At 37.6% G+C, this 26,625-nt stretch carries 33 protein-coding genes and 2 CRISPR repeat arrays; of the genes, 8 read left to right on the top strand and 25 right to left on the bottom strand.

The window, feature by feature from the left end; translation table 11 throughout:
- The first annotated feature begins 34 nt into the window (after positions 1–34).
- Positions 35–184 carry a hypothetical protein gene (locus tag ACWIUE_RS09510; protein WP_454136504.1) on the top strand — a complete coding sequence of 50 codons (150 nt, stop codon included), beginning with the start codon at positions 35–37 and terminating at the stop codon, positions 182–184.
- 8 nt (positions 185–192) lie between these two features.
- On the opposite strand, the gene ACWIUE_RS09505 is transcribed toward ACWIUE_RS09510, so the two are convergent.
- From ACWIUE_RS09505 to ACWIUE_RS09490, 4 genes are read right to left on the bottom strand one after another with little or no spacing between them, the layout of a single operon-like run.
- Positions 193–1,191: a PP2C family serine/threonine-protein phosphatase gene (locus ACWIUE_RS09505; RefSeq protein WP_454136503.1), complete on the bottom strand. Its 999-nt coding sequence runs from the start codon at positions 1,189–1,191 to the stop codon at positions 193–195.
- Positions 1,188–1,874 carry a vWA domain-containing protein gene (locus ACWIUE_RS09500; protein WP_454136502.1) on the bottom strand — a complete coding sequence of 229 codons (687 nt, stop codon included), beginning with the start codon at positions 1,872–1,874 and terminating at the stop codon, positions 1,188–1,190. Before ACWIUE_RS09500 ends, ACWIUE_RS09505 begins: the two co-directional genes overlap by 4 nt.
- 49 nt (positions 1,875–1,923) lie before the next feature.
- Positions 1,924–3,738 carry a protein kinase domain-containing protein gene (locus ACWIUE_RS09495; RefSeq protein ID WP_454136501.1) on the bottom strand — a complete coding sequence of 605 codons (1,815 nt, stop codon included), beginning with the start codon at positions 3,736–3,738 and terminating at the stop codon, positions 1,924–1,926.
- Positions 3,739–3,770: 32 nt separating this feature from the next.
- Positions 3,771–4,811, bottom strand: a complete 1,041-nt coding sequence (locus tag ACWIUE_RS09490; RefSeq protein ID WP_454136500.1) for a PDDEXK nuclease domain-containing protein — start codon at positions 4,809–4,811, stop codon at positions 3,771–3,773.
- Between the two features lie 142 nt (positions 4,812–4,953).
- A CRISPR array of direct repeats spans positions 4,954–5,927; the repeat unit is 36 nt; unit sequence GTTTTAGTCCCCTATAAAATCGGGTCGGTGTAAAAC.
- Positions 5,928–6,144: 217 nt separating this feature from the next.
- Here ACWIUE_RS09490 and ACWIUE_RS09485 point away from each other — a divergent pair.
- Genes ACWIUE_RS09485 through ACWIUE_RS09475 form a run of 3 tightly spaced genes read left to right on the top strand, consistent with a single transcriptional unit; the run spans position 6,145 to position 6,735 of the window.
- The gene (locus ACWIUE_RS09485) at positions 6,145–6,321 is read left to right on the top strand and encodes a hypothetical protein (RefSeq protein WP_454136499.1); all 177 of its coding nucleotides are present in this window, start codon (positions 6,145–6,147) and stop codon (positions 6,319–6,321) included.
- 33 nt (positions 6,322–6,354) lie between these two features.
- Positions 6,355–6,549: a hypothetical protein gene (locus ACWIUE_RS09480; RefSeq protein WP_454136498.1), complete on the top strand. Its 195-nt coding sequence runs from the start codon at positions 6,355–6,357 to the stop codon at positions 6,547–6,549.
- Positions 6,550–6,600: 51 nt separating this feature from the next.
- Positions 6,601–6,735, top strand: coding sequence for a hypothetical protein (locus ACWIUE_RS09475; protein ID WP_454136497.1), 135 nt, complete (start codon positions 6,601–6,603; stop codon positions 6,733–6,735).
- A 72-nt stretch (positions 6,736–6,807) separates the two neighbouring features.
- Here the strand turns inward: ACWIUE_RS09475 and ACWIUE_RS09470 are convergent, their stop codons facing one another.
- The 10 genes from ACWIUE_RS09470 to ACWIUE_RS09425 all read right to left on the bottom strand — a co-directional run bounded on the left by ACWIUE_RS09470 (position 6,808) and on the right by ACWIUE_RS09425 (position 14,844).
- Positions 6,808–6,930 carry a hypothetical protein gene (locus ACWIUE_RS09470; RefSeq protein WP_454136496.1) on the bottom strand — a complete coding sequence of 41 codons (123 nt, stop codon included), beginning with the start codon at positions 6,928–6,930 and terminating at the stop codon, positions 6,808–6,810.
- A gap of 173 nt (positions 6,931–7,103) precedes the next feature.
- On the bottom strand, positions 7,104–7,367 hold the full coding sequence (locus ACWIUE_RS09465; protein WP_454136495.1) for a hypothetical protein: 264 nt from the start codon (positions 7,365–7,367) through the stop codon (positions 7,104–7,106).
- A 16-nt stretch (positions 7,368–7,383) separates the two neighbouring features.
- A complete protein-coding gene (locus ACWIUE_RS09460; protein WP_454136494.1) occupies positions 7,384–7,671 on the bottom strand; it encodes a hypothetical protein in 288 nt (95 codons plus the stop codon).
- Between the two features lie 72 nt (positions 7,672–7,743).
- Complete coding sequence (cas6, locus tag ACWIUE_RS09455; RefSeq protein ID WP_454136493.1) at positions 7,744–8,571, bottom strand: CRISPR system precrRNA processing endoribonuclease RAMP protein Cas6; 828 nt, start codon at positions 8,569–8,571, stop codon at positions 7,744–7,746.
- Between the two features lie 2 nt (positions 8,572–8,573).
- The gene (locus tag ACWIUE_RS09450; protein WP_454136492.1) at positions 8,574–9,869 is read right to left on the bottom strand and encodes a TM1812 family CRISPR-associated protein; all 1,296 of its coding nucleotides are present in this window, start codon (positions 9,867–9,869) and stop codon (positions 8,574–8,576) included.
- A 19-nt stretch (positions 9,870–9,888) separates the two neighbouring features.
- On the bottom strand, positions 9,889–12,003 hold the full coding sequence (locus ACWIUE_RS09445) for an AAA family ATPase (protein WP_454136490.1): 2,115 nt from the start codon (positions 12,001–12,003) through the stop codon (positions 9,889–9,891).
- A 68-nt stretch (positions 12,004–12,071) separates the two neighbouring features.
- Positions 12,072–13,652: a CRISPR-associated protein Csx20 gene (gene csx20 / locus ACWIUE_RS09440; RefSeq protein WP_454136489.1), complete on the bottom strand. Its 1,581-nt coding sequence runs from the start codon at positions 13,650–13,652 to the stop codon at positions 12,072–12,074.
- A gap of 90 nt (positions 13,653–13,742) precedes the next feature.
- Entirely contained in the window at positions 13,743–14,036 is a 294-nt protein-coding gene (locus ACWIUE_RS09435; RefSeq protein ID WP_454136488.1) for a type II toxin-antitoxin system RelE family toxin, read from the bottom strand.
- The gene (locus ACWIUE_RS09430; protein WP_454136487.1) at positions 14,026–14,337 is read right to left on the bottom strand and encodes a hypothetical protein; all 312 of its coding nucleotides are present in this window, start codon (positions 14,335–14,337) and stop codon (positions 14,026–14,028) included. Before ACWIUE_RS09430 ends, ACWIUE_RS09435 begins: the two co-directional genes overlap by 11 nt.
- 135 nt (positions 14,338–14,472) lie before the next feature.
- Positions 14,473–14,844 carry a hypothetical protein gene (locus ACWIUE_RS09425; protein ID WP_454136485.1) on the bottom strand — a complete coding sequence of 124 codons (372 nt, stop codon included), beginning with the start codon at positions 14,842–14,844 and terminating at the stop codon, positions 14,473–14,475.
- 30 nt (positions 14,845–14,874) lie between these two features.
- A CRISPR array of direct repeats spans positions 14,875–16,391; the repeat unit is 36 nt; unit sequence GTTTTAGTCCCCTATAAAATCGGGTCGGTGTAAAAC.
- 184 nt (positions 16,392–16,575) lie between these two features.
- Between ACWIUE_RS09425 and ACWIUE_RS09420 the strand changes: the two genes are divergently transcribed.
- Both ACWIUE_RS09420 and ACWIUE_RS09415 read left to right on the top strand, forming a co-directional pair.
- Positions 16,576–16,749: a hypothetical protein gene (locus ACWIUE_RS09420; RefSeq protein WP_454136484.1), complete on the top strand. Its 174-nt coding sequence runs from the start codon at positions 16,576–16,578 to the stop codon at positions 16,747–16,749.
- 55 nt (positions 16,750–16,804) lie between these two features.
- Positions 16,805–17,014: a hypothetical protein gene (locus ACWIUE_RS09415; RefSeq protein WP_454136483.1), complete on the top strand. Its 210-nt coding sequence runs from the start codon at positions 16,805–16,807 to the stop codon at positions 17,012–17,014.
- A gap of 157 nt (positions 17,015–17,171) precedes the next feature.
- Here the strand turns inward: ACWIUE_RS09415 and ACWIUE_RS09410 are convergent, their stop codons facing one another.
- The 5 genes from ACWIUE_RS09410 to ACWIUE_RS09390 form a co-directional block, all read right to left on the bottom strand.
- Positions 17,172–17,357, bottom strand: a complete 186-nt coding sequence (locus ACWIUE_RS09410) for a hypothetical protein (protein WP_454136482.1) — start codon at positions 17,355–17,357, stop codon at positions 17,172–17,174.
- A gap of 59 nt (positions 17,358–17,416) precedes the next feature.
- Positions 17,417–17,644, bottom strand: coding sequence for a hypothetical protein (locus ACWIUE_RS09405; protein WP_454136481.1), 228 nt, complete (start codon positions 17,642–17,644; stop codon positions 17,417–17,419).
- Between the two features lie 176 nt (positions 17,645–17,820).
- Positions 17,821–18,048, bottom strand: coding sequence for a hypothetical protein (locus ACWIUE_RS09400; protein ID WP_454136480.1), 228 nt, complete (start codon positions 18,046–18,048; stop codon positions 17,821–17,823).
- Positions 18,036–18,266, bottom strand: a complete 231-nt coding sequence (locus ACWIUE_RS09395) for a hypothetical protein (protein WP_454136479.1) — start codon at positions 18,264–18,266, stop codon at positions 18,036–18,038. The genes ACWIUE_RS09400 and ACWIUE_RS09395 overlap by 13 nt, the downstream gene beginning before the upstream one ends.
- 10 nt (positions 18,267–18,276) lie before the next feature.
- Positions 18,277–18,405 carry a hypothetical protein gene (locus ACWIUE_RS09390; RefSeq protein WP_454136478.1) on the bottom strand — a complete coding sequence of 43 codons (129 nt, stop codon included), beginning with the start codon at positions 18,403–18,405 and terminating at the stop codon, positions 18,277–18,279.
- A 152-nt stretch (positions 18,406–18,557) separates the two neighbouring features.
- Here ACWIUE_RS09390 and cas1 point away from each other — a divergent pair, with 152 nt between their 5' ends.
- On the top strand, positions 18,558–19,445 hold the full coding sequence (cas1, locus tag ACWIUE_RS09385) for a type II CRISPR-associated endonuclease Cas1 (protein ID WP_454136507.1): 888 nt from the start codon (positions 18,558–18,560) through the stop codon (positions 19,443–19,445).
- The gene (gene cas2, locus ACWIUE_RS09380) at positions 19,429–19,926 is read left to right on the top strand and encodes a CRISPR-associated endonuclease Cas2 (protein WP_454136477.1); all 498 of its coding nucleotides are present in this window, start codon (positions 19,429–19,431) and stop codon (positions 19,924–19,926) included. Before cas1 ends, cas2 begins: the two co-directional genes overlap by 17 nt.
- Positions 19,927–20,074: 148 nt before the next feature.
- Here the strand turns inward: cas2 and ACWIUE_RS09375 are convergent, their stop codons facing one another.
- The 6 genes from ACWIUE_RS09375 to ACWIUE_RS09350 are packed head-to-tail and all read right to left on the bottom strand — an operon-like array spanning position 20,075 to position 26,622.
- The gene (locus ACWIUE_RS09375) at positions 20,075–21,310 is read right to left on the bottom strand and encodes a hypothetical protein (protein WP_454136476.1); all 1,236 of its coding nucleotides are present in this window, start codon (positions 21,308–21,310) and stop codon (positions 20,075–20,077) included.
- Positions 21,303–21,749 carry a TIGR04423 family type III CRISPR-associated protein gene (locus ACWIUE_RS09370; protein WP_454136475.1) on the bottom strand — a complete coding sequence of 149 codons (447 nt, stop codon included), beginning with the start codon at positions 21,747–21,749 and terminating at the stop codon, positions 21,303–21,305. The genes ACWIUE_RS09375 and ACWIUE_RS09370 overlap by 8 nt, the downstream gene beginning before the upstream one ends.
- Positions 21,746–23,107: an RAMP superfamily CRISPR-associated protein gene (locus ACWIUE_RS09365; RefSeq protein ID WP_454136473.1), complete on the bottom strand. Its 1,362-nt coding sequence runs from the start codon at positions 23,105–23,107 to the stop codon at positions 21,746–21,748. Before ACWIUE_RS09365 ends, ACWIUE_RS09370 begins: the two co-directional genes overlap by 4 nt.
- Positions 23,104–24,567, bottom strand: a complete 1,464-nt coding sequence (locus tag ACWIUE_RS09360; protein WP_454136472.1) for a hypothetical protein — start codon at positions 24,565–24,567, stop codon at positions 23,104–23,106. Before ACWIUE_RS09360 ends, ACWIUE_RS09365 begins: the two co-directional genes overlap by 4 nt.
- A 10-nt stretch (positions 24,568–24,577) precedes the next feature.
- On the bottom strand, positions 24,578–25,150 hold the full coding sequence (locus ACWIUE_RS09355) for an RAMP superfamily CRISPR-associated protein (protein ID WP_454136471.1): 573 nt from the start codon (positions 25,148–25,150) through the stop codon (positions 24,578–24,580).
- A complete protein-coding gene (locus ACWIUE_RS09350; RefSeq protein ID WP_454136470.1) occupies positions 25,147–26,622 on the bottom strand; it encodes a Cas10/Cmr2 second palm domain-containing protein in 1,476 nt (491 codons plus the stop codon). The genes ACWIUE_RS09355 and ACWIUE_RS09350 overlap by 4 nt, the downstream gene beginning before the upstream one ends.
- Between the last annotated feature and the right edge of the window lie 3 nt (positions 26,623–26,625).

The raw sequence follows: 26,625 nt of genomic DNA, 5'->3' as shown, positions 1-26,625 counted from the left end.
ATTTGCTTAAAATAATAAAATATTAAATCGCCAAATGCCCTCGCAGAATCTCCCACGAAAATCGCAGAATCTAATGCAGATTCTGCGAAAATTCCACAAAATCGCAGAATCTAGCACGAAATTATTTTTATGGATTGCTTCATATGAATTACACCAAAGCAGTGATGGGAGTGTGGGAGATTGAATTTAATCTTATTTTATTGCGATTTGTGCGCTGTATTTTTTGCCATCAAAGCTAACTGCGCCTATTTCGCATAGTTTTTGCAAATATATTCGCACACACCTTTGAAAATATTTAGTTTTGCTTTGTAAAGTTTGCAAAATTTCGTCAAATTCCTTTGGCGACTCTAAACTCATTATGATTTTATCAAAGTTCCTTATTTTTGTGTAATTTACCGCACTGCCTTCCATTTCAAAAAGCCACTTTTTTTGCTCTCCTGTGAGTTTTGAATATCCTAAAAACTCATCATTTCGCGCCAAAATCGCTAGTGAGCAATCATCAAAAGTCGCCTTAACTAAAACATTATCCATCGTTTGTTGCATTCGCTCTTGCATTTTATCTTGCGAGATGAGCAATGATTTTTGCAAAATGCCTTTTAATGCCTTAAACTCCCCACTTCGCTCATTATAAAAACTTGGCGCAACGCCATCAGACATAAGCGCAAAGGCGTTTATATTGTCCATTTTATCTATAATGATTTCTGCTTTTTGCCACGCATTTTGCGAAGTGGTAAAAAATGTAGTGTTTGCAAATTCGCCATTTTGTGCGCCAGAGATTAGTCGCATTTCATTTGAATCCAAAGCGCATATTAGCCCATCGCCTAAATGAAAAGCGATAAAAATATCATTGCAAACTCCCACACACAAAAGCGTAGAAGCCAAATCTTTCAACGCGCATTCTCTAAACTGCGCTTCCTTTTGCAATTCACCTAACAAAGCATTTAAAATATCCACTTTCGCAGAATCTGCATCTTGCAAAATCAGCATAAAATGCCGCTCTAAAATCTTACAAATAAATTTCGTGGCAATCTCTGCGCCAAAATGCGAGTATTTTGCCGAACCTGCGCCATCTGCTAACGCAATCGCACTAAAATTTGGAGTGATTAGCGCAAAGGTTTTATCTTGGCAGGGCGTGTTTGTCTTTATATGGCTTCTACCCTGTGTGGCGCAACAAATCGCCTTAAAACTCATAATTCGCCCCAGCCTTTTATGCCTTCAATATCAAGCTTGACATTATCCCCCGGCATTGACGCAGAGACTGCGGAAATACTTTTGCTAAGCCACTCGAAAAATTTATTAAAGCTAAGCCCTTTTAGTCGCAATGGAGGGCGTTTGGGTGAGAATTGCGCCAAAACATTCATATCTGCATAAGGACCTATGCCGATAGGAAAAATAGTAAGTCTTCTTTCATTTACCTGCTCTACGCAACGAGAAATCGCCCTTCGCAATTCATCTTCATCGCCATTTGGCGCACCATCAGTCATTAGCACCATCCACGGCTGATAATAATCTACACCACGATTTTTGTATTCATCTTTGCGTTTATCTAGCAAATCTAATCCTAAATTCACCGCTTCGCCCATCGGCGTATAGCCCATTGCCTGTAAAACGGGGGCAGTTTTTTGCACATTTAAGCTTGCAAAATCTGCTAGGCATTCAAAGCCATTATTTCCAAAAGTCACTACGCATATTTCAGCAGAATGCGCTGCCATTTCATCATTGGCAATCGCATCATAAAACATTTTTACGCCTTCATTTAGCTCATTTATCGGTGCCCCTCCCATAGAGCTACTTGTATCTAAGCAAAGGCAAATAGGAATTCGCGCGGTGGGGTTATTTACCAAGTCCTCAATTCTAATCAAATCATTACTCATTTCTTATCCTTTATGTTAAAATTAAAGCGCGATATTATCAAAACAAATCTTAATTTTGCTTTGTTTTTTGAAAACAATTATAGCATTCCTTAAATTTTGCAAGTTTTATGCCGTATTTTTTATTAGGCTCTCTAAAAATTATTTCGCCACCACATTTTTGGCATTTGTATCGCTCTACTTTTGCATCTTTATAAAGGCAATCTTTACATATTTGTTTAATATGTCCTTTTTTTTTATCGGTTTCTTTGTTGCAGATTCTGCACTTTATGTATTCTCTATTTTTGATTTTTTTATATCTTGATGGGAAAATGTCATTTGACATTTCATCGATTTCAATCATATTATTTAAATTATTGCGATAATTTTCAAAGAGTTTAAGCCATTTTTTTGCGCTTATGCGATTGTTTTTGTCATTATATTTGCCACCTTTTTGAAATGTGTGATAAAAAGCTTCTTTGAGTTTATAGTCCAAATGACTCCACATAAATTTCCACGAGCCTTCGGGTGCTTTTTCGTTGCTACTGCCATCAAAGGCATAAGGAAAATTGCCATTTTGGATATTTTTTGTGGGGGATTCGCCACCTTGTTGCGAATATGGCGGTTTGCCAGGTAGCATTATCATAAAAAGAAGCGTTGCTACGGCAAATTTATCATTGCCTATTGTGCGCAAAAATGTAGCATAATTTTTGCCTTGAATCTCAGGTGCGGTAAAGTTTATCGTCCCCACAGGACAAGGAAATCCGCCGATTTGATAGCTATCAGTATCCACAAAATATATTTCTTTTGGGGAGACTACCAAAATATTTTGCGGATTTATGTCGCCCAAAATAACATTTAAGCTATGCAAAAATGTAATTTTTTCTAAAATCGTTATGCAAAGCTCAATCATATCTCTCTTTTTAAATTTTGGAAAATACTTTTCTAATAGTGGCTTAGAAAACATAATCCTTTGCAAGTTATGCCCTTTTGCCTTTGGCATTAGAAATCCGACAAATTCATTGTGCTTATTTAGCAAAATCTCACTTGGAAAACAAATGCCCTTAAACTTCACTTGGCGGGTTATCATTAGTTTGATTTTTTCATAGATTCGCTTTGTGATTTTTTGCGCAAAATAGATTTTTGCAATATGCTCTGTGCTTGTCTCAAACGCAGTCCCTTCGCCACCTTCGGCGATTTTGTTTATTAATTTTATTTGCGTCCCGCTTGGCGTCATCACATAATCGCCGACTTTTGGGATAAAATGCGTTGGCAAAACTTCATTGCTAATATCAGTGATTTGAACGCCTATCATAAATGGCTTAATTTTCGCAGAATCTAAATTTTCTTGCGATGGCGATTTATCTTTAAAGTTCAAAATTTTACCCAAAAATTCAGAAACCAAATTTGGCTTTATCAAAAATCCCTCATTACTAATGAAATGCGCGCTAACTTTTTTGCCATTTGTGGCTTTTTTGTCATTTAGTGCCAAAATATCGCGCGCCAAGTCATAATCACGCGTGATAAGTAGCATAGTGTATTTTGTGCGAAACTGCGTGAAAATCGTATCAAATACATTATCTGCGTGGCTATTGTCGCTTTTATCGCCAAAAATGTTGATTACGCGATTTTCTAGTAGTTTTTTAATAAGATTTATGGCATTTTTGGCGCGGAGGGCTAGATTTTTATCTTGCGAAGTATTTGCGTGTTTGAGTAGCTCATCTACCACGCTTTTTGGGATTATGATTGCTTTTTGATACTGCTTTAAAAATGGCGTGATATTTTGCCAAAATGTTTCGATTGTGTTGATATTCCACTGCTTTTGAGTCGCCAAAAGGGCGCAAGTATCGATGAAAATCCTATCATTTTCTTTGACTAATTTTTCCAAATAGTCTTTTGGCAGTAAGTTTCGCAGAATCGCTATTCATCAAAAAATCCTTGCAATCTCTCGCCTATCTCTTTTGGCGTTGGCAAAAGTTTTGCCAAATCTTTTGGCGGGGTTTTGGTAAGTGTGTATGTAGCTACGCCTATGGGTTTGGTGGTATTTTTTAGCGCGTATTCTACGATAGTTTTGCTTTTGTCTTTGCATATAATTATGCCTATGCTTGAATTTTCGCCATCTATGCGCACTTGCTCATCAAGCAAGGCTAGGTAAAAATTCATTTTTCCTGCGTATTCGGGCTTAAAATCACCGATTTTTAGCTCTATGGCGATAAGAGATTTTAGCCGTCTATGATATAAAAGCAAATCGATGAAAAATTCCTGTCCATCGGCTTCTAACTTGTATTGATTGCCTATAAAGGCGTAATCACTGCCCATTTGGGTGAGAAAATTTTGCACTTGTCTTATAAGGGCAAGTTCTAATTCTTTTTCGCTATGCTCGTTGCGTAGGGACAGAAAATCAAAGGTATATTCATCTTTTAGAATCAAACTTGCTTTTTGGGATAGATTTTGGGGCAGTGTCGAATCGAAGTTATTTTGCGATAAAAGGGATTTTTCATAGCTTTGATTGTCTATGTGATTGTCTAGCACGCGGTAGCTCCACGCGTTTTTGAGTGTGGATTTTATGTAAAATTCTCTTTGCAAATCGTCTTTGCATTTTTGAAAAATAAGCACATTGTGCGACCACGAAATTTCTCTAGACAGTGTCTGGAGAATTTCATTGTCCTTATAAGCAAGGTAGTATTGGCGCATATTCCATAGATTTTGCGCACTAAATCCGCTCAATCCCTCAAATTCGCTTTGTAATTCTTTGGCAAGGCTCTCAACCACACTTTTGCCCCAGCCAAAATGCTCTTGCCTTTGAGTGATAATCTTGCCTATGTCGCTATAAAGGGCGATGAGTTCTTTATTTACCGCTTTTAGGGCTTGGGTGTGGGCGGTTTGGATTTTGGCTTTGACTTCGCTAACGAAGTTTTTGAAATCGGTGTCTTGGGTGATATTTGTAGTGTTATTTTGCATTAAAACTCTTTTTGATTTGTAGATTTTATTTGGATTATAGCGAAAATTTGCTTTTTTTGAAGGATTGTCAAAAAATACTTGTTTAGTCCCTTAAATCGGGTCGAAGTAAAACACCTTGCCTGCCTGAGTTGCGACAATTCACGTTTTAGTCCCCTATAAAATCGGGTCGGTGTAAAACTATGGCGAGAGAATTTGGTAAATCAGCAAAAGTTTTAGTCCCCTATAAAATCGGGTCGGTGTAAAACGGAGAAAATGAAATTAATAGATTTCATGAACTGTTTTAGTCCCCTATAAAATCGGGTCGGTGTAAAACTATATTAGAAGCAGGGATGGATAAACTTGATGTTTTAGTCCCCTATAAAATCGGGTCGGTGTAAAACAAAGTTCAAATAACTAAAGAATTAGCTGAAGTTTTAGTCCCCTATAAAATCGGGTCGGTGTAAAACATAAAGTCCCATCATTAGTTCCATATACAACAGTTTTAGTCCCCTATAAAATCGGGTCGGTGTAAAACCTTGTGGAGAAACTACTTTAAAGACTACAGGTTTTAGTCCCCTATAAAATCGGGTCGGTGTAAAACAGATATACCGAGTGTATTTAGAAGGAACAAGTTTTAGTCCCCTATAAAATCGGGTCGGTGTAAAACTCCCTCGACGACATTATAGACGGCGAAACTTGTTTTAGTCCCCTATAAAATCGGGTCGGTGTAAAACTCGAGCAGTATGATAATGCTCAACCCAAGTAGTTTTAGTCCCCTATAAAATCGGGTCGGTGTAAAACAAGTTTGAAAAGCAACATAAGCTTGTATTTAAGTTTTAGTCCCCTATAAAATCGGGTCGGTGTAAAACTATAGTCTTTATTGGATAATGGAAATCCTAGTTTTAGTCCCCTATAAAATCGGGTCATAGTAAAACAAATTAAAGGGTTCTCACGTAAAAACTTTACAGTTTTAGTCCCCTATAAAATCGGGTCATAGTAAAACTTTTATACTTACCATTTAATTCTATTGATCCGTTTTAGTCCCCTATAAAATCGGGTCATAGTAAAACTCTATCTGATGTTCTAGATGGCGAGTTCGTTGTTTTAGTCCCCTATAAAATCGGGTCATAGTAAAACTACCTCGCGAAAATGCCGTTTTACAGGCGGGATTTTAGCAGTCCAAACCTTAAAATATTCTTAAATGGCTGGGATTTTGATGGTGGAGTGCGTTTTGGTGCGGGATTTGCGTGGTTTGAGAACCTTAAAATTTGCTGAAATTTCGAAATTTTGCAAAAATGAGAAAGGTATTTTGGGGTAAAAATGGAGAATTTTGGGGTGAATTTTTGGAGAATTTTTGAGATTTTTTGGAGAATTTTTGCGAAAAAGGATGAGATTCTGCGAATTGTGCGAAAATCTAATGGATTGCCACGATTCTGCTTCGCAGAATCTCGCAATGACGGAAAATCACGCTAGATTTTGCGATTTGTGCGAAAATGCAGAATCTGCCTCTAAAATCGCAGAATCTAATTGAGATATTTCGCTACGCTCAATATGACAATATTTTTTGGATTGCTTCGTTGCGTTCGCTATCGCTCACGCGCTTCGTAATGACGAAGCGGTAAAAAATTCTGCGTTCTCTTACAATTCGCAGAATCTTGGATTGCCACGATTTGACAAAGTCAAATCTCGCAATGACGATTCGTTTGGATTGCTTCGGCGATTCGTTGAATTGCCTTGCAATGACGGAAAATCACGCTAGATTCTGCGATTGTGCGAAAAATGCAGAATCTAAATAAATTTTGCAGAATCTGTGATTTTTTTCGTGCGAGATTCTGTGAATTGTAAGAAAAACGCAGAATCTAGTGTGAAAACGCAGAATCTAAATATGGATTGCCACGAAAATTCGCTACGCTCATTTTCTCGCAATGACGGAAAATCACGCTAGATTCTGCGATTCGTAAAAAAATTAATGGATTGCTTCGTTGTGGCGTTGCCACTGCCTCGCAATGACAAAAAATTAAGGCAGATTCTGCGATTCGCACAAAAATGCAAAATCTAAATATGGATTGCCACGATTCTGCTTCGCAGAATCTCGCAATGACGGAAACAAATCGCAGAATCTAATGTGAAATTTACCCACCCCCTTAATCCCCCTCCGCAAGGGAGGGGGAGAAAATGCAAAATCTCCGCAAGGGAGGGGGAGAATTTTTGAGATTCTTCGCTCGTTTCACTCGCTCAGAATGACAAATTTCTGCGCTAGATTCTGCGAAATTTGCGAAAATTTAATGGATTGCTTCGTTGTTTTCGCTACACTCAAACTGCCTCACAATGACGAAAAATTAAGGCAGATTCTGCGATATTTGCGAAAAATGCAGAATCTGTGAATTTTTTTGTGTGAGATTCTGTGTTTTTTGTTTGATTCGCAGAATCTGCGATAGTTTCGTTATTTTGTTTATTTGATTCGCTAGTTTTTCCCCGCAAAAAGGGCTGCACCCCCCGCCCCGCTCCCCCTACGCACCAAAAAGCAGCCGCTTTTTCGCTTTTAGGGGGAGTGCCTCGCTTTTCCGCTTCTAGCAAAAAATCGGCACTCGCACTACTGCTCGTTTGAATCCGATTTTTTACACCACGAAGCGGGCGAGATTAAGGGTGCTTCGCACGATAATTTTACAGATTCTGCGTTCGCAGAATCTACCCACCCCCTTAATCCCCCTCCGCAAGGGAGGGGGAGAATTTTTGAGATTCTTCGCGAACGAAGTTCGCGCGAGAATGACAAATTTCTGCGCGAGATTCTGCGAATTGTAAGAAAATCTAATGAATTGCCACGATTTTGCTTCGCAAAATCTCGCAATGACGGAAAATTAAGGCAGATTCTGCGATTCACGCTAATTTCGCAAAATCTCGCAATGACAAAAAATGTGGCGCAAATCTTGCAATAATGATTCAGGGTGTGAATTTAGTATGGTTGCAATGTGAATCGCCCTAATCCAAATGAGCATTGTTTGCCAAGCCCGATAAGTTCGCCTATTTTTAATAATGTGTAGCTTTGTTTGTCCAAACTATCTATAAGTATTTCGCCCATAAGTCCGCCCAAATTCATAGCATTGTGATGGCGGGATTTGCGGTATAATTCGGTGTATTTTAGATTTATGCTTATTAGTTTTGCGCTAGATTCGTGCAAAGATTCACTATTTTTGCCAAAAATGGCTAATTTTCGCTTGTGAAGTGAGCTAAAAATATCGTGCAACGATAGCGCGTTGTCTCGCACGAAAATATTGTTTTTCTTTATGCGAAGCGGTGTGGTAAATGTAATTTTTGCGCACGGTGTAAAATTATCGATATTTAGTTGTGTCCTAAAATCTAATGGCATTTTTATATCATCATTGCAAAAGCAAAATTTGTCATTTACAAAAATCACAATGTCTTTAAAGTGCAATATTGTATTGTTTGACTTCAATCCTATCACACAAAGCATTTTGTGTAATGCTGCCAAAATCAGCGGTGCGCTTTCTATGGATTTGCCAAATAGATAAATGCTAAAATCATAGCGTGGTGCGCCTAGCTTAAAATCCAAGCAAAAATTGTGATAGGTATTTTTGCGCTCATAGAAGTCAAAAAAGGCGCAAGATTGTGTGCTTTGGCACGATTCGCATTTGCCATCATCTTTGGTGCAAACTACGCTTTTTAGTGCGTATCCTAGCGCACCTCGAATCTGTGAACCGATAAAAAATGGTGGCACAAATTCATCGCGCGATAAAATGGAGATTTTGCAAAAATTTAGCATTTTTAAATATCTTTTAGGCAATCGTCTTTAAGGCATTTTTGATTAAAAGATTCGATTATTTGTTGCAAATCGCCTTGAATAGTTTGTGGCGAATCTTGCCCTTTTGTTATATGCACCAAATTATTTCTAATTTTATTTATGTCTTTTATGAGATTGCATAGATTTTTAAACACAATTAAATGTTTGTTGCGAATGATAGATTCTAACTCATCAAATAAATCTTTGTCTAAATAAAATTTGCATTTTTCATAACATTTATCTTTTTTGGTTTGATAATTAACGCTATTTAAATCATTATCGCATACAAAATACATAAATTCTTTTACCGCCTGTTGCACTTTGTATGGCTCATTATTACTATTTTTCCGCCATTTTATAAAAAAGCCTTTTTGATTTAAACTATCCAAAATATACAGCGAAATCGCCTCGCTAATGTATGTTGCGGATATTAAATAGTATTTTGTGGAGTGCATAAGTCGCGCTAATTTGTAGTATTTATTATAATCTTTTTGTGTGCTTTGAATGTTTTTAAAAATGTCTAAAATAGATTCGATTTCGCTCAAAATATTTTTTAGCCCTTTGAAACTATCACTATTTTTTACATTGTTTAGCTCGATATTGACTTTGTCTAATAGCTCAAAGATTTGACTAAACGCATTTGCGTGAAGTGCGTTTGAAAAATGTGTAAGCGTAATGATAAAAGGTTCATTTATTTTCATCTCTGGCACACGCAAAGTTTGCGTAAATGTCTGCAAACTAAGCGCAATAAGGCTTATTTGTGAATATCGCTCTAAATTTATGTATTGAAACAAATCGCGCTCTTGTGAATCTTTACCTTGCGTTTTTGCAAAAAGTAGCGTTATGGATTTTTTGGTGCTAATTTGCGCTAACACACTTGCAAAACTAGCAATAATAGGCTGATGGCGAAATCCGTGCGTAACATCTAAAATGACATTTTTGCTTTGGGTATTTTTGATAGATTCGATAACTTGGCTAAAAACAGATTCGATGTCGTTGTCGGGCACTTTTATCGGCTCATTTTTATCAAAAATCGCCTTGCATTGTGGCAATGTGTCAAAAATCTCATTTTGATATTTGATAGATTTATCTGTGCCAATAAAAGTGTAAGTCGCATTTTCGCCAAAACTATCAATTAAACAATGCGTGGAGTTATAAAACTCGCCATTTTTTAATTGTGGCAAATCTAACGCAGAATCTTTACTATACGCACTTTTTACAATCTTACCATCTTTATCTTTGCCCGCCATTCCCAAAATTGCAATGATATGAAAATCCATAATCTGCACCTTGCCAAATTTATTTCATAAAGCCCATTTTTTCAAATTTGCCGATGTTTTTGGTTTTCACTTCACCACAAAGTCTTTCATAAAAATCATCGGCATCTTTGATTGGATTAAATCTATGCCCCTTTACCACCACAGCAAAATCACCAATGGTAAGATTATCCACGCTTTTAATGAGCTTTTTTACACTAGCATTGCATTTTAATCCTAATAGGGAGCATTCTCTCTCTAACAATTTTGCCTTTTGTTCATCATTTAGTGCTTTAAATTCTAATTTCACATCAAATCGCCGCAAAGCCGCCTTGTCAATATCGCTCATCAAATTTGTCGTAGCGACAAAAACGCCGTCAAATTTTTCCATTTGGGTTAGCATTTCGTTAGTTTGAGTTAATTCATAGCCACTTGCACCACTTCTATCGCGCAAAAAGCTATCCACTTCATCAAAAACTAACACCATATCGCGCTTTTTAGCGTCCTTAAAGGCATTTGCGATATTTTGCTCTGTGCCACCTACCCACTTATCTAGCAAATCACTTGCATTTTGCACTACGCAATCTCTTTGTAATTCCTTTGCCAAATATTGTGCAAAGGCACTTTTCCCTGTGCCACTTACGCCATAGATACAAATTTTGATATTTCTATCATTTTTTAGCGCGGATATTAGTTTATTTAAATCAAAATCCACATTGATAAATTCTAGCGAATAGCTTTTTGGTAGAGTGGATTTATTTGGTTTTTTGCGTTTGGGTTTTTCAGGCAAAAGGCGAATCGTAGTTTTTTGTGCTTTGATAGTATTTTTCACAAGCGTTTTAAAATTAAACGCAAAATCCCCGCCTATCATTGTGCTTACATCATTTGCTTTATAAATCACAGCAGGGGCAAATCTTTTTATATTTAGCGCAAAGTCCATAGTTGCCTTGTCTAATTTATCTCCACACACATTTCGCAGAATCTGCATTTTATGCTCTTTTTTACTAACAGCGATTTTCATCACACAATCAAATCTACGAATCGTTGCATTATCAAGCAATGAAATTTTGTTGATTATCCAAATCGTAGGCACGACATTTGTTTCTAAAATCTCATTTAAAAATGCCTTGTTCTCTAATCGCTTATCTTGCACGGAAGCATTTAAAATATCCTCCACTTCATCATAAAGTAAGATATTTTTTGGATTCACAAACTTTTGCGATAAAACATATAGACTTAATCTATCTTTGCTATCAAGCACACTGCCATCATAATCGCTTTTTACTTTGTATAGATTCACACCCACGCTTTTTGCAAGTAACTTTGCTAACTCCGTTTTCCCCATACCAGCTTCGCCATAAAGCAAGATATTTGCGCCGATTCTGCGTTGTTTTGTAGCTTGGGTAAGATATTTTGCCATCAAATCAAAATCCACCACATAAGGATAATGCTCTTTTGTAAGATTGCTTTTTTCGCATAGCTCTACAAAGTTTGCAACTAAATCATTTTTATCATTGCACTCGCTTATCAAAATATCTGCGAGTAGCGTATTTGCAAACTCAAATGGCTCATTAAAATGATTAGAATCATCATTTAAAATCCCTGCTTGTTGCAATATGCTTTTTCTTTGCATTGCCAAAGCTACGCTCTCATAAGGGTAACCTATTATTTTGCTAACAACCATTGCCAATCGGCGTGGAGTGTTTGTTTTAAGTGATTGTATAAAACTATATAGCGTCATACAATGTTCTGCAATGGTGATACATTTTATAATCGCTACCTCCGTTTCATTCAAAGATAGCATATCTTTCAAATAACCCACATTTTTTTCTAAATTTTTGCAATGTGCTGAATTGCGTAATTTTTGTTGAAATGATTTATCTTGCAAAGTTTTTAATTGTTGTTTGCAAAAATCTATAACTTGATTTGTGTATTTCACTGATTCGATTGTCTCGCCATTAAGACTATTATAGATTTTACTAAATCCTAAAAAGTTCGCTACATTTTCATTTAAACTATCTTTGCCAAAAAACAATGCGCTATTTTTAGAAGTGATAAAATTACACATATAAATCTTTGCTTGATTGCCCAAAAAATCCATATCAAACCCATCTATACTTGGTGAAGGTATATCTGCCGCTTTTTTAAATCTACCCATTTAATTCCCCTTTTATTTTAAAATTTAAGTTGCAATTTTAGCAAAAATCTTATAAAAATCGCAGAATCTTAATATTCCCTAAATCGCTCGTGGGCAAATATCTTTTTGGTAACCTTAATGCCATCTTCGATGGATTCGACAGAGATTCGCTTGGTGGTGGCATAAATAGGCGTTACGCCCAAACTAATCGCAAAGCGCACCATCGCATAAGTCGCACCAAAATCGCCCTGCACTAGCAAATAATCGCCTTTTTTGGCGTTTGATTTTAGCGCGGTTTTAAAATCGCCTAAAAATTCATCTAAACGCTCTGTATCTGGCGGGATATTGCCCCATTTTTCATTTGTGATATTTGCAAAATTTGTAATGTTAAATCGCTTTGTAGATTCGCTCTTTTGGGCTTCTGTAAGCTCGTGATTTAGCAAAATAAAAAGCGTTTTGGGCGTTTTTGGCAAATCTGGGTTTATGATAAAGTTTAGTTGCTTTAAAGATATTCTTATGCTATTTTTGATTAAGTGGATTTTATGCTCGTCATTGTGGCTTATGTGGGCTAAATCATTGCGTATGTGTTTGATTGATTCTATTAGCTCTTTCCATAATCTCAAATCATCGGCGTGTTTTTCGGCATAATCCTGCGCCCTTTGAAAATCATAAAAGACATTTTTGTCAAATTTAGTGTTATTTGGCTTGTTGCCTGTCAAAATAAAGCTCCGCACCGCTACGGATTGCTCATAAATGCTAAAACCTTCCGTTTCGATAATATCTGCTTTGATAAATCTATCAATCGCATACAGCGCGATAGATTCGTGGATATAAGTCGCAGCGATTAAATGAAAGCCTTTTTTATACATAATCCTTGCTAAATAGTAGTATTTTTCGTAATCTGTCGCATTTTTTATCGCCTCAAACTGCAACAAAATCTTTTCTACTTCACCTAAAATATTCTCTAATCCTATAAATCTTTCTCTTTTTTTTGCTTGTTTTAGCTTAAATAGCGATTTGTCTAGCAAATCAAAGATTTGACTAAACGCATTTGCGTGAAGTGCGTTTGAAAAGGCAGCTAGCGAAGCAAGAAGTGGCTCTTTGTATTGATATTTGCTTTTTTGCATACTTAAAGTTTTCACAAAATTTTGCAAACTCATCGCAATAATGCTAAGGCGCGAATATTGCTCCAAACTTGTATAACAATAAGTGCCATCGCTTTGCGTTTTGGCAAAGATTAGCGTAATGCGCTTTTTGTCGTAAATCTGCTTTGCTAATGTGCTAGCAAAACTCACAATAATGGGCTGATGGCGAAATCCGTGCGTAATGTCGATTATGATATGATTAGCGCGACAAAGTTTGATTGCCATTAGAATCTTGTGAAAAATATCTCTTAACTCGTCATTTTGCGGGAGAATCTGTGGCGAAAATTTCTCAAAAATCGCCTTGCATTGTGGCAATGTGTCAAAAATCTCATTTTGATATTTGATAGATTCTGCTGTGCCGATAAAAGTGTAAGTCGCATTTTCGCCAAAACTATCAATTAAACAATGCGTGGAGTTGTGAAATGTGCCATTTTTTAGTGGCAATTTTAGGGTAGAATCTTTGTCATAAACACTCTTTGAATCCTTGCCCGATATGCCTAAAATTGCAATGATATGAAAATCCATTTTTAGCCTTTTAGAAGCATTTTTGTGTGGTATTGTATCGCAAAATCACAAAAATAAAAATAGCGATTTATGATTTTTGATTGTTGTCTATTACAAGCCTTTGTAAGTGCGGTTATCTCGCTTTGCAATTTTGATAATTTCGATAATTTTAAATTCCCCGTTATTTACAATGCCTATAATGCGATAATTGCCTAGTCTCCACCGATAGCGATTGTCGTTGTATCCCTGTAAATGTGTTGCGTTTGGTAATAAGCAGGGATTATCGCTTGTCGATAATTTTTCATTTAAAAAAATTACAATTTTAGAATGTTCGCTAGGTGCAGATTTTTCTAGTTTATCTAAAAATTTTGAAACCTGTTTTTTAAATATTATTTCATAACTCATCGCCATAATCCCTATTCATTTCATCATCTACTTCTTGCCTTAATTTTGCCTGTTCTTCGCCTGTAAGAGAGTTTAAATATTTATTTGCCTTTTCGATATGCCCCGAATCTTTTAACGACACAAATTTTGGCTCATCCAAGCTCTCTTTGATTTTTGTTTTTAAAAAATAAGTAAGCTCTTGCATATCGCGCAATTTTTTTTGAGCTTCCTCGCGAAATTTTTGTTCTCGTGCTTCAACACTCATAAGCGACTGTGCCAACTGCTTTGTATTCATATTTGCGTATTTTTCGTAATCTATCATCACAAATCCTTTTTAAAAAATTCAGCCAAATTGAGTTTGTCGAAATGATAGCACAAAATTTTTAAAAAAAGCAAACGAAATCAAATTTATTGTATTTGGTTAAAGTTAGCCCCCTAAATCGGGTCATAGTAAAACTCACCCATTCTCTAATATGTATGTAGCTAATTTATCAAATTCACTTGCCTTTTCTTCTAAATGATTAGCAATATTTCGAAGAGTCCTTGATAGTGCCATAGACAGTAAGGCATTTCTTCCTCTTTTATCATATTCTCTTAGAATACTATTCATTCTATTATATTCATAAGGACATTCATTTTCCATATAATTGATAGCTACTTTTACTGAATCATTATTTTTTATATTTATACCACCAAATACAAGCAATCCTCTACTAGGGAATTTATTATAACAATCTATAAAAGCATCAGTTATAAGTTCAAAATTCCTAAAAGAATCAGCTAATGAACTAGAAATAACTAATGTTAAAATTAAGAGTATCTTTTTCATTTAATATCCTTCAACTTGTAGTTCTTCATCGTTTTAGTCCCCTATAAAATCGGGTCGGTGTAAAACATAAACAATCCTGAATATTCATTTGTTTTGAAGTTTTAGTCCCCTATAAAATCGGGTCGGTGTAAAACAAGCAGTACAAGACGCAGCTGATAATGCATTAGTTTTAGTCCCCTATAAAATCGGGTCGGTGTAAAACCAAAAATCGTTGTCTTTGTTAACAGCTATGAGTTTTAGTCCCCTATAAAATCGGGTCGGTGTAAAACTAAAGTAGTGGATTTAATTCTAGGGGTAATGTTTTAGTCCCCTATAAAATCGGGTCGGTGTAAAACATAAACAATCCTGAATATTCATTTGTTTTGAAGTTTTAGTCCCCTATAAAATCGGGTCGGTGTAAAACAAGCAGTACAAGACGCAGCTGATAATGCATTAGTTTTAGTCCCCTATAAAATCGGGTCGGTGTAAAACCAAAAATCGTTGTCTTTGTTAACAGCTAGGAGTTTTAGTCCCCTATAAAATCGGGTCGGTGTAAAACTAGCTCCTACAGAAACTGAAGTCGAGACTTACGTTTTAGTCCCCTATAAAATCGGGTCGGTGTAAAACATTTACAAAGGCAAGTGCGGATTAAGTTAGGTGTTTTAGTCCCCTATAAAATCGGGTCGGTGTAAAACCAAAAGGTTTCTAAACTCGCCAGAAATGCGCGGTTTTAGTCCCCTATAAAATCGGGTCGGTGTAAAACATAAAATTTTTCATAGTATCTAATGATACAGGTTTTAGTCCCCTATAAAATCGGGTCGGTGTAAAACCCAAATGTAGACATAGAATCAACGGAAAAAGTTTTAGTCCCCTATAAAATCGGGTCGGTGTAAAACCCAAATGTAGACATAGAATCAACGGAAAAAGTTTTAGTCCCCTATAAAATCGGGTCGGTGTAAAACAGAGGTAATGTAGATATCACCAAAGAAGATAGTTTTAGTCCCCTATAAAATCGGGTCGGTGTAAAACTTGATAGATATTCACAGCCGCAGTCATCTAAGTTTTAGTCCCCTATAAAATCGGGTCGGTGTAAAACTTGATAGATATTCACAGCCGCAGTCATCTAAGTTTTAGTCCCCTATAAAATCGGGTCGGTGTAAAACTTATAGGAGGACCCATGAAATTAGACGATTTGTTTTAGTCCCCTATAAAATCGGGTCGGTGTAAAACTTTTCGCAAAGGAGGAGGGGAAATCTCCATAGGTTTTAGTCCCCTATAAAATCGGGTCGGTGTAAAACAATGCTAATGCAGAAACAGTAGAACTATTTGGGTTTTAGTCCCCTATAAAATCGGGTCGGTGTAAAACATCTTCTGAAAGAAATGGAAGAAAAGTAGGAGTTTTAGTCCCCTATAAAATCGGGTCGGTGTAAAACCTCCCTAGTGGCAAAACCACTAGGGAGTTTTGTTTTAGTCCCCTATAAAATCGGGTCGGTGTAAAACTGTTATTTAACGAAAAAATGACACCTGAGTTGGTTTTAGTCCCCTATAAAATCGGGTCGGTGTAAAACATACCTCGCGAAAATGCCGTTTTACAGGCGGGATTTTAGCAGTCCAAACCTTAAAATATTCTTAAATGGCTAGGATTTTGATGGTGGCGTGCGTTTTGGTGCGTAGTTTGCGGGGTTTGAGAACCTTAAAATTTGCTGAAATTTCGAAATTTTGCAAAAATGAGAAAGGTATTTTGGGGTAAAAATGGAGGATTTTTGGAGATTTTTTGGGCGAGATTCTGCGAATTGTAAGAAAAACGCAGAATCTAAATATGGATTGCCACGATTCTGCTTCGCAGAATCTCGCAATGACGGAAAATTAAGGCAGATTCTGCGAATTGTGCGAAGCGCAGAAAATCAAATTTTGCAGAATCTGTAATTTTTTCGTGTGAGATTCTGCGAATTGTAAGAAAAACGCAGAATCTAAATATGGATTGCCACGATTCTGCTTCGCAGAATCTTGCAATGACGGAAAATCACGCTATATTCTGCGAATTGTGCGAAAATCGCAGAATCTAATTGAGATATTTCGCTACGCTCAATATGACAATATTTTTTGGATTGCTTCGTTGCGTTCGCTATCGCTCACGCGCTTCGTAATGACGATTCGGGGCAGAATCTGCGATATTTTCGCCGTTTTTTGATTTAGATTCGCTTTCTTTCTCACAAAAAGGGCTTACGCCCCGCTCCCGCTCCCCGACTATTTAATTGTGTCCCCAAAAACAACCGCTTTTTCGCTTTTAGGGGAGTGCCCAGCTTTCGCTTCTAGCAAAAAAATCGGCGGTTGCACTACTGCAACCTTCAATCTGATTTTTTGCACCACGAAGCGGGCGAGATTAAGGGTGCTTCGCACGATAATTTTACAGATTCTGCGTTCGCAGAATCTACCCACCCCCTTAATCCCCCTCCGCAAGGGAGGGGGAAATAGAAATGCGAATCACTTCGCAAGGGAGGGGGAGAATTTTTGAGATTATTCGCTCGTTTCACTTGATCAGAATGACAAATTTCTGCGCTATATTCTGCGAATTGTGTGAAAAACGCAGAATCTACTCTAAAATCGCAGAATCTAATTGAGATATTTCGCTACGCTCAATATGACAAAAATATGGATTGCCACGATTTGACAAAGTCAAATCTCGCAATGGCGAAAAATTAAGGCAGATTCTGCGATTTATGAAAAATCTAATGGATTGCTTCGTTGCACTCGCTTCGCTTCGTGCGCCTCGCAATGACGAAAATATGGCGTAAATCTCGCAATGACAGAGTTTTTGCAATTCGCATTCAATTAGATTTGCCTAGCAATGGCAAAATCTTTGTGGATTCGTGTCAAATCACACTAAAACAATGACAAAAAGCGCAAATTTTCTAATAATCCTTTACAGTGATATAACACGCCGTCATAAAGCCCAAAAAAGTAATCCCTATGATACAAGCTACTACGATTTCCATTTCACAACCTCCCTATTTCTTTGATTGTTTTGTTTATCTTTCGCGCAAGCAAAACGACAATTACGATAGATAGCAAAGCGACACCAACACAAAGATAAAACAAAACGCCACTGACACTATCATACTGCACGGCGACAAACGCCACAACAGCTATCAATATGCTCACAAAATAATTCTGCCAACGCCTAAGTTCGCTTAATTTTTCTTTTTTCTCATCTATTTGTGGCATTTTGTATTCCTTTTTGATTTGTAAGGCGAAATTATAACATAAATTTTGTGGAGTTTGATAGATTTTTGTCGTTTTGGATTGCTTCGGCGATTCGTTGAATCGCCTCGCAATGACGAAAATGTGGGGCAAATCTCACAATGACGAAAACAAAACGCAGAATCTAATATGGATTGCCACGAAAATTCGCTACGCTCATTTTCTCGCAATGACGGAAACAAAATGCAGAATCTAAATATGGATTGCCACGATTCTGCTTCGCAGAATCTCGCAATGACGGAATGGGGTAGATTCTGCGAATTGTAAGAAAAATGCAGAATCTACTCTAAATTCGCAGAATCTAATGCAAAAATTACCCACCCCCTTAATCCCCCTCCGCAAGGGAGGGGGAAATAGAAATGCGAATCACTCCGCAAGGGAGGGGGAAAACGCAGAATCTTGCAAATAATAAATCTTTGTGCTTGTGCGTGTGCTTTTGCCGATATTTGTTAGCAGGGGGCAAAATGGCAACAATAAATTTTGACGAAGCCTTTAAGAGCGTGATTATCGCAAATGATGCGAAGTTACATTTAAAGCAAAATCATTTGCATATCACCCAAAACGACAATGAGGCAAATCTCTACCTAAAAGATTTAGCTTTTATAATCCTTGAATCTCCGCGAATTACGCTTACTTCGGCACTTTTAAGAGCGATGGCAGATTGCAAAATCGTGCTTTTATCTTGTGATGAATCCCATTTGCCAAATGGTATTTTTATGCCATTTTTAGCGCATTTCCAAGCCTCTCAAATCGCAAAAGAGCAAATCGCGGTAAAAGAGCAGACAAAGGCGATTTTGTGGCAAAAGATTATCCAAAACAAAATCCGCAATCAAGCCTTTGTCTTATCGCGCGCAGGGCATACAAGTCAAAGCAATGAGTTGATAGATATGGCAAAGCAAGTGCGCCTAAATGATAGCGCGTTCGCAGAATCTCGCGCCGCCGCGCTATATTTTAAGACACTTTTTGGCATTGATTTTAGTCGCAATGATTTGTGCTTCACAAATTCCGCGCTCAATTACGGCTATGCGATTGTCCGTGCGGCAATCGTGCGTGCGGTTTGCATAAGTGGGCTTTTAGCGTGGTTTGGGATAAGACACGCAAATGTGTTCAATCAATTCAACCTTTGCGATGACATTATCGAGCCATTTCGCGCATTTGTGGATATGAGAGTGCTATCGTTGCAAAGTGATAGTGAGTTTTTAGGCAAGGCGCATAAACACGCACTCATTGAGAATCTCCAAAGTGAAGTGCAACTCAATGATAAAAAATTGCCTCTCATTCGCGCGGTAAATCACTTCGTGCAGAGTTTTAGAAGTGCGTTGCTTGATGGTGGGGAGCTCGCAAATGTTGGCTTTGCGTGATGATAAGTTTATGCGTGTGTTGCTGATGTTTGACATTCCCACAAAGAGCAAAAAAGAGCAGAAATACGCCACAAGATTCCGTAATGAGCTGATAAAACAGGGCTTTTTTATGATGCAATTTAGCGTGTATATGCGAATCTGTAAAGGTGTGAGTGCGGCAAAAAGCGCGGTGGAGCGGGTGCGTGGGATACTGCCACCGCTTGGCAATGTCCGCACACTTATCATCACTGAAAAGCAGTTTGATAATATGCAGATTTTGCTTGGCTCTGCGGGGTTTAATGAGAAAATGAATGATGATAAAAATCTCGTGCTTTTTGCCTTTGATGAAAAAATCGGGGATTATAGATATTTGAGTGAGCCAACGCGGGATATCGCAGAATCTAGCGTAGATTCTGCGATAGAGGCGCAATTAGCGCAAATACCAAGTAAGCCGATGCCTAAATCTAAAAAGCCCGTAGAGCAAAGGTTGTTTGAGTTTTAGAATTGTGCGATTTGGATACTTCGCGCTTATCGCGCTCAGTATGACGAAGTTTTTATTTTTTTGATTTGGATTGCTTCGTTGCGTTCGCTATCGCTCACGCACCTCGCAATGACGACAATGTAGCGCGAATCTTGCAATGATAAACACATTATAACCCATTCCAATCATCATCGTCATTTTGTGAATCTGAATGGCGCGAATCGCGTGTGAAATTTTTATGGTGCGCATTTTGATTAGCGTGATTTGGATTAGATTCGCGTGGTTTGGGGTGTGGATTTTGCGAATTATTGCTTTGCGACAAATCTTGCTTTTTGCTTACTTTGCGTAAATCATTTATGCGCGAATCTAACTCAAAATCCGTTTTTGCCAAAAGTTTTTTATATGCCTCTATGCACTCGCGCTGTAAAGATTCGCTAATACCATCTAATTTGATTTGCGTATCGCCATAGCCGTAGAATTTCGCCCCGCCAAATTTATAATATTCGCCTTTGTCGCTATCAAGCGAAGTCAAGCAGAGCAAGACTAATCCTAACTCTGCTTTGGTTAGATTGAAATAGCGCAATTTGCCGACAAACTCCGTGCCTGCGCCTAGTGGGGAGATGGTAGATATGACATCTTGATTTTTGATTTTGTCAGTATTTGATGGGGTGATATGCCCTAATGGGGCATAAAATCTAAAACCGTTATTTTTTAGGAATTTTGGTAGTTTTTTATTTTCTTTTTTTGTCGTTTCTATCGGATTTAGCATTATGTAGCTTATGTGTTGTTTATCAGTCATCCTACAAACTTTATTAGCGATAAAATGCGAAAAGCTAATGCGCGATTTTAGCGAGAAATTTTTATTGTTTTTTGCGATAATCGCCCCAAAGATTCGCTCGGTCATATCTAATCTAGTTTCTTTGCCTTTGTCAAAATTATGTCTAGTATGCTTTGTAACTTTGCCATTTTTATCTATATATTCTTCGGGCGCATTTGTTTGAAATTTGCCAAAGCTAAGCACTTGTGAAATAGTGCGAATCACGCCACGCACACTAGAACCGCTTAGGGCGTATTTATCGCCGATTTTAAAAAACGCTTTTGTGGTTTTGTTGTCGGCATTTTTGCCCTCAAATCCGCCTGCAAAAATATCGCTTTTTGCGATGATTGTAAGCTCTAAAATCCCGCTTTGAGAATCGCTAAATGGCTTTTCAAAGCTGATTTTATCATCTGCGACTTCGCCAAACTCTTGCGGATAAAATACGGTCTCATTTGGTTCTATGAATTTGTATGGCGACTCTTTGCTATTTTGATTGCCTTTTGGCTTTGCGTTATAATTGTTTTTATTTTGCTGATTACCGCCGCGATTGTTATGATTGCCGTAATTTCTATGAAAATTTCTACCCATTTTCGCCCCCTTTTGTAGAATCTATATTTTTCTCAAATCCTGCAAATACGCTAAATTTGTGTGTCAAAACAGGCATATTTTCACACACTTCATCGCACACTTCCTCCCAAATCTGCGCAATTCTTGCTACCTTGCCATTTATGGCTATGAAATTCTCAAAATCTATGTGCGGATAGTCATTTAGGCAAAATCGCTTAAATAAAAAGCCGTTGTTTATGTGGCGAATGCAAATGCACTCATTTGTCCCCACGCAAAATAGCCCAGCCTCTACGATAAAATTTCGCTCATTGCAAAGCAAATCAAAGTTAGGCAAAATTTGTGGCGAATCTATCAAACACTCTTTAATCTCTTTATCGCTCATTAAAATATAGCCCTCAAATTTGTTATTTTCGCTTTGCAACGCGCCAAATTGCGCTTTTAGTTCATCAAAATTTTTCATATTCTTTCTCCATTTTTTTCTAAATCTCCGCTAAAAAATCCGTGTCCTTTGCTACTTGCCGCTCCAAGTGGCAAAAGGCTAGTGCAAATGTCTTTTAGGGCGCATTCAAATGATTTTATCGCTTTGTCAAAAAAATCATTTTGATTCAAATCTTGAAAATCCGCGCTATTTGTCGCATTTGCCACAAAAATATCTAATTTAAATGCGGGGCTTGTATTTGCCTTTTCTTGAAACAACGCCCCATCAATCGTCCCACCTGTGAATCTATCTATGCTATTGTGTGCAAAAAGGTGCGAATCTTTTTTAGCGTCAAAATCCAAATAAATGTCGTTTATTAGGATTTTGCCCTTTGTGGCTTGGGATTTGGTGGATTTGTCGCTAGATTCTGCACTGCCAAAAAGTGTGGCGTGGATTTGTTTAGCTTCGGAATCTTTCAAATTATCGCTAGATTCTGCGCTGATGAAATTCTTTGAAACTTCGTTAATATAAAAGCGCGTTCTTTGCGCAATCGCGCCTTTTATGCTGCTAGCGGGGATTAGCAGTTTGCGCTCACTTAAATCGCCTTTGTCATAATCGATAATTTTTTCGCTCACACCGATACTATCAGCATCTTTGTCGCCAAATCCAGCACCAAATAAAAATACGCTCTCAGGTTTGAGATTTAGCGTATAATGAGTGAATCTATCGCTTTTTTGCAATAAATTAGGCGTGAAATGTTTGCTTAGAGTTTCATTTAGCGAAGCGGATTTGCTAAATGGCGTTCGCAAAATCTCATAAGTGATTTTGTGTGCTTTGATTTTGCCAAAGCCCTTTGTGCTACCTGCACCAAAGCGGATATTTGGCGAATAAAAAAGGTTTAAAATCTTACAAAACACTTCTTTATCACCCTCACTTTGACAATCCATAGAAACAGCACATTTAAACCTTGTGCCTTTGAAAATGACTTCTTCATCAAACTTTGCGCCATCTTTGCAAGAACCATTATAATCTATTGCGTTGTGTTGCCTTTGTGGCAAAGACAAAAAGTGTCGCAAAAATGGCGAATCTTTAAGTTTGCTAAATGGGATTAGATTTTCTTTGACTTCCATTTTTTCGTCCAAAAGCAAAGCATTTGAAAAAATAAGCCGTGAATTTTGATTATCATCTTTCTTTGCACAGCCAAAGAGCGAATCTACATTAAAAATCCCTTTTGCATTTGCGCGAATCACGCCACAAATGCTAGTGCCCAAAATAATAGGCAGTCCATTAAAATCTCGCTGAATAGGGCTATCATAAAGCATATCAAAATCCCCACTGCCAAAGTGAAGCGCGGAATCTGCCTCCAAAATGATATGTGCTAAAATTGTCTCTTTACTCATTTGTCGCCCCCTTTATTTTGCGCTAATTCTGCAGTTTGTGCTTTATTGTTTGCTTTTGGCATACGCGTAGCAAGCAAAGCAATGGCATCTTTGTCGTGCTTACTTACAAAATTTTCTAACACCTCTCGCCCCTCACTCCATTTTTCTTTTAATCGCTCTTCGTTTATGTATTCTTTGATATGTTCTGCTAATTTATCTTCATCTACCATTTGGGCAAAAGTGCGAATCGCACCCCATTGTGTGTTTGTAAGATTATCGCTAAATGTATCTTTGTTATCTGCAATAAATTTATCTACGGCGTTTGCGTTCTCAATTTCGTGTGTTTGTAAGTCTCGCAAATCGCTTAAATATGCGATTAAATCGCTATCTTTTTGCAAATCTTGCGTAGCAAAATCACTAACAAAATCGATTTTGCCATCTTGCAACACAAATGATTTTGCGCCCTGCCCGTGCATTAAAAAGCTAGGATTCACTAGCATTTCGCCATAACCCTCGCTTAAAAATCCCCCTGCGAAAAATCTACCATTTTTTAGCCTCTCTTTATCGCTCTCACTTAGATTTGTAAGCGCAATAACGCTACCTTGCGAAATGCTTAGCCTTGCGCTATCTTTTGCTTTGCGCTTTTGATTGTAGGGCGTGTGGATTTGGGTTTGCAAATGTGTTTTGTGCCACATAATTTGTGCGGATTCTAACCCTAAATTTTGCGCATTTAGACTAAAAGTAGGCATTGCAGTATCGCTATCAAAAAGAGCCAAAGGGGAGGCGACATAGAGAAAAACCTCATTTAAATCGCTATGCGAATCTGTGGGAATCTCGCTAAAATCCTCCATAACTTCGATTTTTACCTCGCCATATTCGGCGTTTTTAGATTTGCCAATAAAGTGCAATCCTTGCAAAATCTGTGTGATTTTATCGATTGTCTTTTTTTCTACGCTACTATCAAATCTCACGCAAAAGCCAAACTCCGCGCCTTTTGTGATGGCTTCATAGCCAAACATTGAATTATTTTTGTCATTATCCTTTGCGTGGAGATTTACTTTTTGCGTGTAGTTTGTCGCTAAATCCGCGCTTTGTAAATCCGCATTTATGTAGCCAACGCGAATTTGTTTTAGTTGCTTTTCTTGCAACGCTTCACTGCCTAAATCACAAAATAGCGCGTTATAAACTTCGCTAGAATTTTTTTGCGTAGTTTTTTGCATTGCTTCTTTTGGGCAAAAAAAGCAAAGTGGGGTTTTGTATGCGATTTTGCCATTGATAAATGGCTTTGCCTCGCCAAATCGCACTGCACCGCTATGAAAAATATCAAAAGGCTTTGCAAACTCATCATAATGCTTTGCTACGATGCCCAAAAACACAGCACCGCTGATACAATCTCTACTTTGATTTTTGCCCTGCGTATTCGCGCTCTTTTGTAAAACAATGTCGCTTAAAAGTGTGAGTTTAAAAAATCTTTGTGCCATTTTATCCCCTTTAATGCGTAGAATCCGCGCTAGGATTTGCGCTTACAATCTCTAGCCGTCCTAATCCCCTATTGCGATTTAGTCCCATTGATTTTAGGGAGCGTAGTAGATTTTGTATAGATTCTACATAGTTTGATGGGATATTGTGGATTGCTCCATAAAGGCTTATAGGCTTTACTACTTCGATTTCGCGTAATGTGCCTTCTTTTGCACTGCCGAACTTCTCATCAATCGCAGTGGAGGCGATTTTGGCATATAAAAAATATGTTAGATTTTGTGCTTTTAGCTCTTTTTTGGTGGATTGACTTAAAATCGCATTGCTAAAATGACAAGCCCCAGCGTTTGGTGCGCGATTTTTTTGCACTTCCTCACCAAAGCAAGATTCTACAAAATCGCTTGAAAAATGCTCTTTGTTTGCAACTGCAACCTCCCTTAAAACACCTTTTAGGCTTTTAGCAGGGACAAAGGGGAATCCATCACCATCTTTTATCACGCTATTGTCAAATCGCACCCCGCCACTAAGCCCACTGCTTAAATGCCAAAAATCTAAAAATGTGATTTTGTAGTGGATAATTTTACTCATTTTGCTCCCCCTTGTGTGCTTTGCGTGTTTGAAATAATGCTAATAATGTCAAAAATTGGCGTTTTTTCTGTTCCGTCTTTTTGCACTATGAGATTTTCTATGCGCAAATCTTTATGCAGGGCTTGAAATTTTGCTAGATTTTGCTCCCCAAAATCTGCGTAGATTTTAGCGATTTGTTGCAGTTCGTTGTTAGCTAAATTGCGATTAGATTCTAATATGCGTAACCATTGCCTTAAACGCGTAATAGGCGAATCTTTTTCCCTAAAAGTTGCGACTAAATTTAGCAGATTTTCTATTGTTGGAGTAGAGTCGTTGATTTGTCGCAAAAAATACGCACCAAAATCTAAACGCACAGGCTTAGAATCAATTTGATTTGCACCCAAAGTTAGCTCATTTTCGACAAATGCGCTAAAACTTCGCACCGCAGAGCTTTGGATATTGTGAAACAAAAGCGATGATGGCGGATTTTTGGCATTTATGGCTTTTGAATCGCTTTTAGCACGAGCGCACAAATCTTTGGCAAGTTTTAGCGCGTAGTGGATAGGATATTTGTGGTTAAAAAATGCGATTCCTGCACAGGCTGTTAGATTTGTGGCGTTTGGGATATATTTTGCAAGATTTTTTGCAAGTTCGTTTGTGAGATTTTCAAAATGCGCTAAAAAGTTTTTTGCAAAATCTAGCGCAATATCCGCATTGCAAACCACCACCAAATCATCGCCACCGCAAATCACTTCGCGGATTTTGAAGTTATCGTTGTTGGCTAGATTTTGTTTTGTGGATTCACAGGCTTTTTTAAACGCATTTTTTGTGGCAGAATCTAGCTTATGTGAAAAATCTTTCATTTCATCTTTGTCTAAATTTCGCACGATTGCGCCTAGTGCGTTGCCATCGGCATAAAGCAGAGCGATTTTGTTTTTGGCATTTTTTAGTTGGGCTAGTTCGTTTATAGAATTTGGGTGTTTGTTGTTGAATGTTTCAAAACTTTGTAGTTTTTGAAGTGTGGATTTATCGCTATCACTGCTTACAAGTGGCAAAGCGGTTTTTGGATTGTGCTTTAAAATGCAGTGCGAAAAATCAAGCGGAAATGTGATTTTATTTCGTGCGATTTTTAGGCGCGATTCTAGCGTGGCATTTGCGCTTTTATAATCGCTGTCATATTTTACTACCGCTTGGGCGATTTGAAGCCCATAGGATTGTTTTGCGATTAGTTTTGGCAAATATTTGATGACATTTTGCAAATCTGCTTCATTATCAAAAATCGCACGAAAATTCCCTGCATTTGATAAAATCACTTCAGGGTTTTTGGATAGATTTACTCCATTTTTTTGCAAAAAATTTTGTAAATTCTGCTCTAAATCATCAATTTTATTTTTTATTAACTCACTTGCCCCGATAATCTCACGCAATGCGTTTGTGCGAAAGATAAAATCCTGCAACCCAATCGCGCTAAATCCATAAAGATATTCACCCATCTT

The sequence above is a fragment of the Helicobacter sp. 23-1045 genome, assembly GCF_053654655.1.
This window is presented reverse-complemented; position numbering and strand designations above follow the sequence as displayed.

Excerpts from the sequence above, each read along its gene's own strand:
- ACWIUE_RS09430 (WP_454136487.1), bottom strand. The coding sequence starts at position 14,337 with ATGATAGATTACGAAAAATACGCAAATATGAATACAAAGCAGTTGGCA.
- cas6 (WP_454136493.1), bottom strand. The coding sequence starts at position 8,571 with ATGCTAAATTTTTGCAAAATCTCCATTTTATCGCGCGATGAATTTGTG.
- ACWIUE_RS09375 (WP_454136476.1), bottom strand. The coding sequence starts at position 21,310 with ATGGGTAGAAATTTTCATAGAAATTACGGCAATCATAACAATCGCGGC.
- cas2 (WP_454136477.1), top strand. The coding sequence starts at position 19,429 with ATGTTGGCTTTGCGTGATGATAAGTTTATGCGTGTGTTGCTGATGTTT.
- ACWIUE_RS09365 (WP_454136473.1), bottom strand. The coding sequence starts at position 23,107 with ATGAGTAAAGAGACAATTTTAGCACATATCATTTTGGAGGCAGATTCC.
- ACWIUE_RS09490 (WP_454136500.1), bottom strand. The coding sequence starts at position 4,811 with ATGCAAAATAACACTACAAATATCACCCAAGACACCGATTTCAAAAAC.
- ACWIUE_RS09400 (WP_454136480.1), bottom strand. The coding sequence starts at position 18,048 with ATGCCACAAATAGATGAGAAAAAAGAAAAATTAAGCGAACTTAGGCGT.
- ACWIUE_RS09425 (WP_454136485.1), bottom strand. The coding sequence starts at position 14,844 with ATGAAAAAGATACTCTTAATTTTAACATTAGTTATTTCTAGTTCATTA.
- csx20 (WP_454136489.1), bottom strand. The coding sequence starts at position 13,652 with ATGGATTTTCATATCATTGCAATTTTAGGCATATCGGGCAAGGATTCA.
- ACWIUE_RS09370 (WP_454136475.1), bottom strand. The coding sequence starts at position 21,749 with ATGAAAAATTTTGATGAACTAAAAGCGCAATTTGGCGCGTTGCAAAGC.
- ACWIUE_RS09420 (WP_454136484.1), top strand. The coding sequence starts at position 16,576 with ATGGAGGATTTTTGGAGATTTTTTGGGCGAGATTCTGCGAATTGTAAG.
- ACWIUE_RS09355 (WP_454136471.1), bottom strand. The coding sequence starts at position 25,150 with ATGAGTAAAATTATCCACTACAAAATCACATTTTTAGATTTTTGGCAT.
- ACWIUE_RS09445 (WP_454136490.1), bottom strand. The coding sequence starts at position 12,003 with ATGGGTAGATTTAAAAAAGCGGCAGATATACCTTCACCAAGTATAGAT.
- ACWIUE_RS09360 (WP_454136472.1), bottom strand. The coding sequence starts at position 24,567 with ATGGCACAAAGATTTTTTAAACTCACACTTTTAAGCGACATTGTTTTA.
- ACWIUE_RS09450 (WP_454136492.1), bottom strand. The coding sequence starts at position 9,869 with ATGGATTTTCATATCATTGCAATTTTGGGAATGGCGGGCAAAGATAAA.
- ACWIUE_RS09350 (WP_454136470.1), bottom strand. The coding sequence starts at position 26,622 with ATGGGTGAATATCTTTATGGATTTAGCGCGATTGGGTTGCAGGATTTT.
- ACWIUE_RS09510 (WP_454136504.1), top strand. The coding sequence starts at position 35 with ATGCCCTCGCAGAATCTCCCACGAAAATCGCAGAATCTAATGCAGATT.
- ACWIUE_RS09505 (WP_454136503.1), bottom strand. The coding sequence starts at position 1,191 with ATGAGTTTTAAGGCGATTTGTTGCGCCACACAGGGTAGAAGCCATATA.
- ACWIUE_RS09500 (WP_454136502.1), bottom strand. The coding sequence starts at position 1,874 with ATGAGTAATGATTTGATTAGAATTGAGGACTTGGTAAATAACCCCACC.
- ACWIUE_RS09435 (WP_454136488.1), bottom strand. The coding sequence starts at position 14,036 with ATGAGTTATGAAATAATATTTAAAAAACAGGTTTCAAAATTTTTAGAT.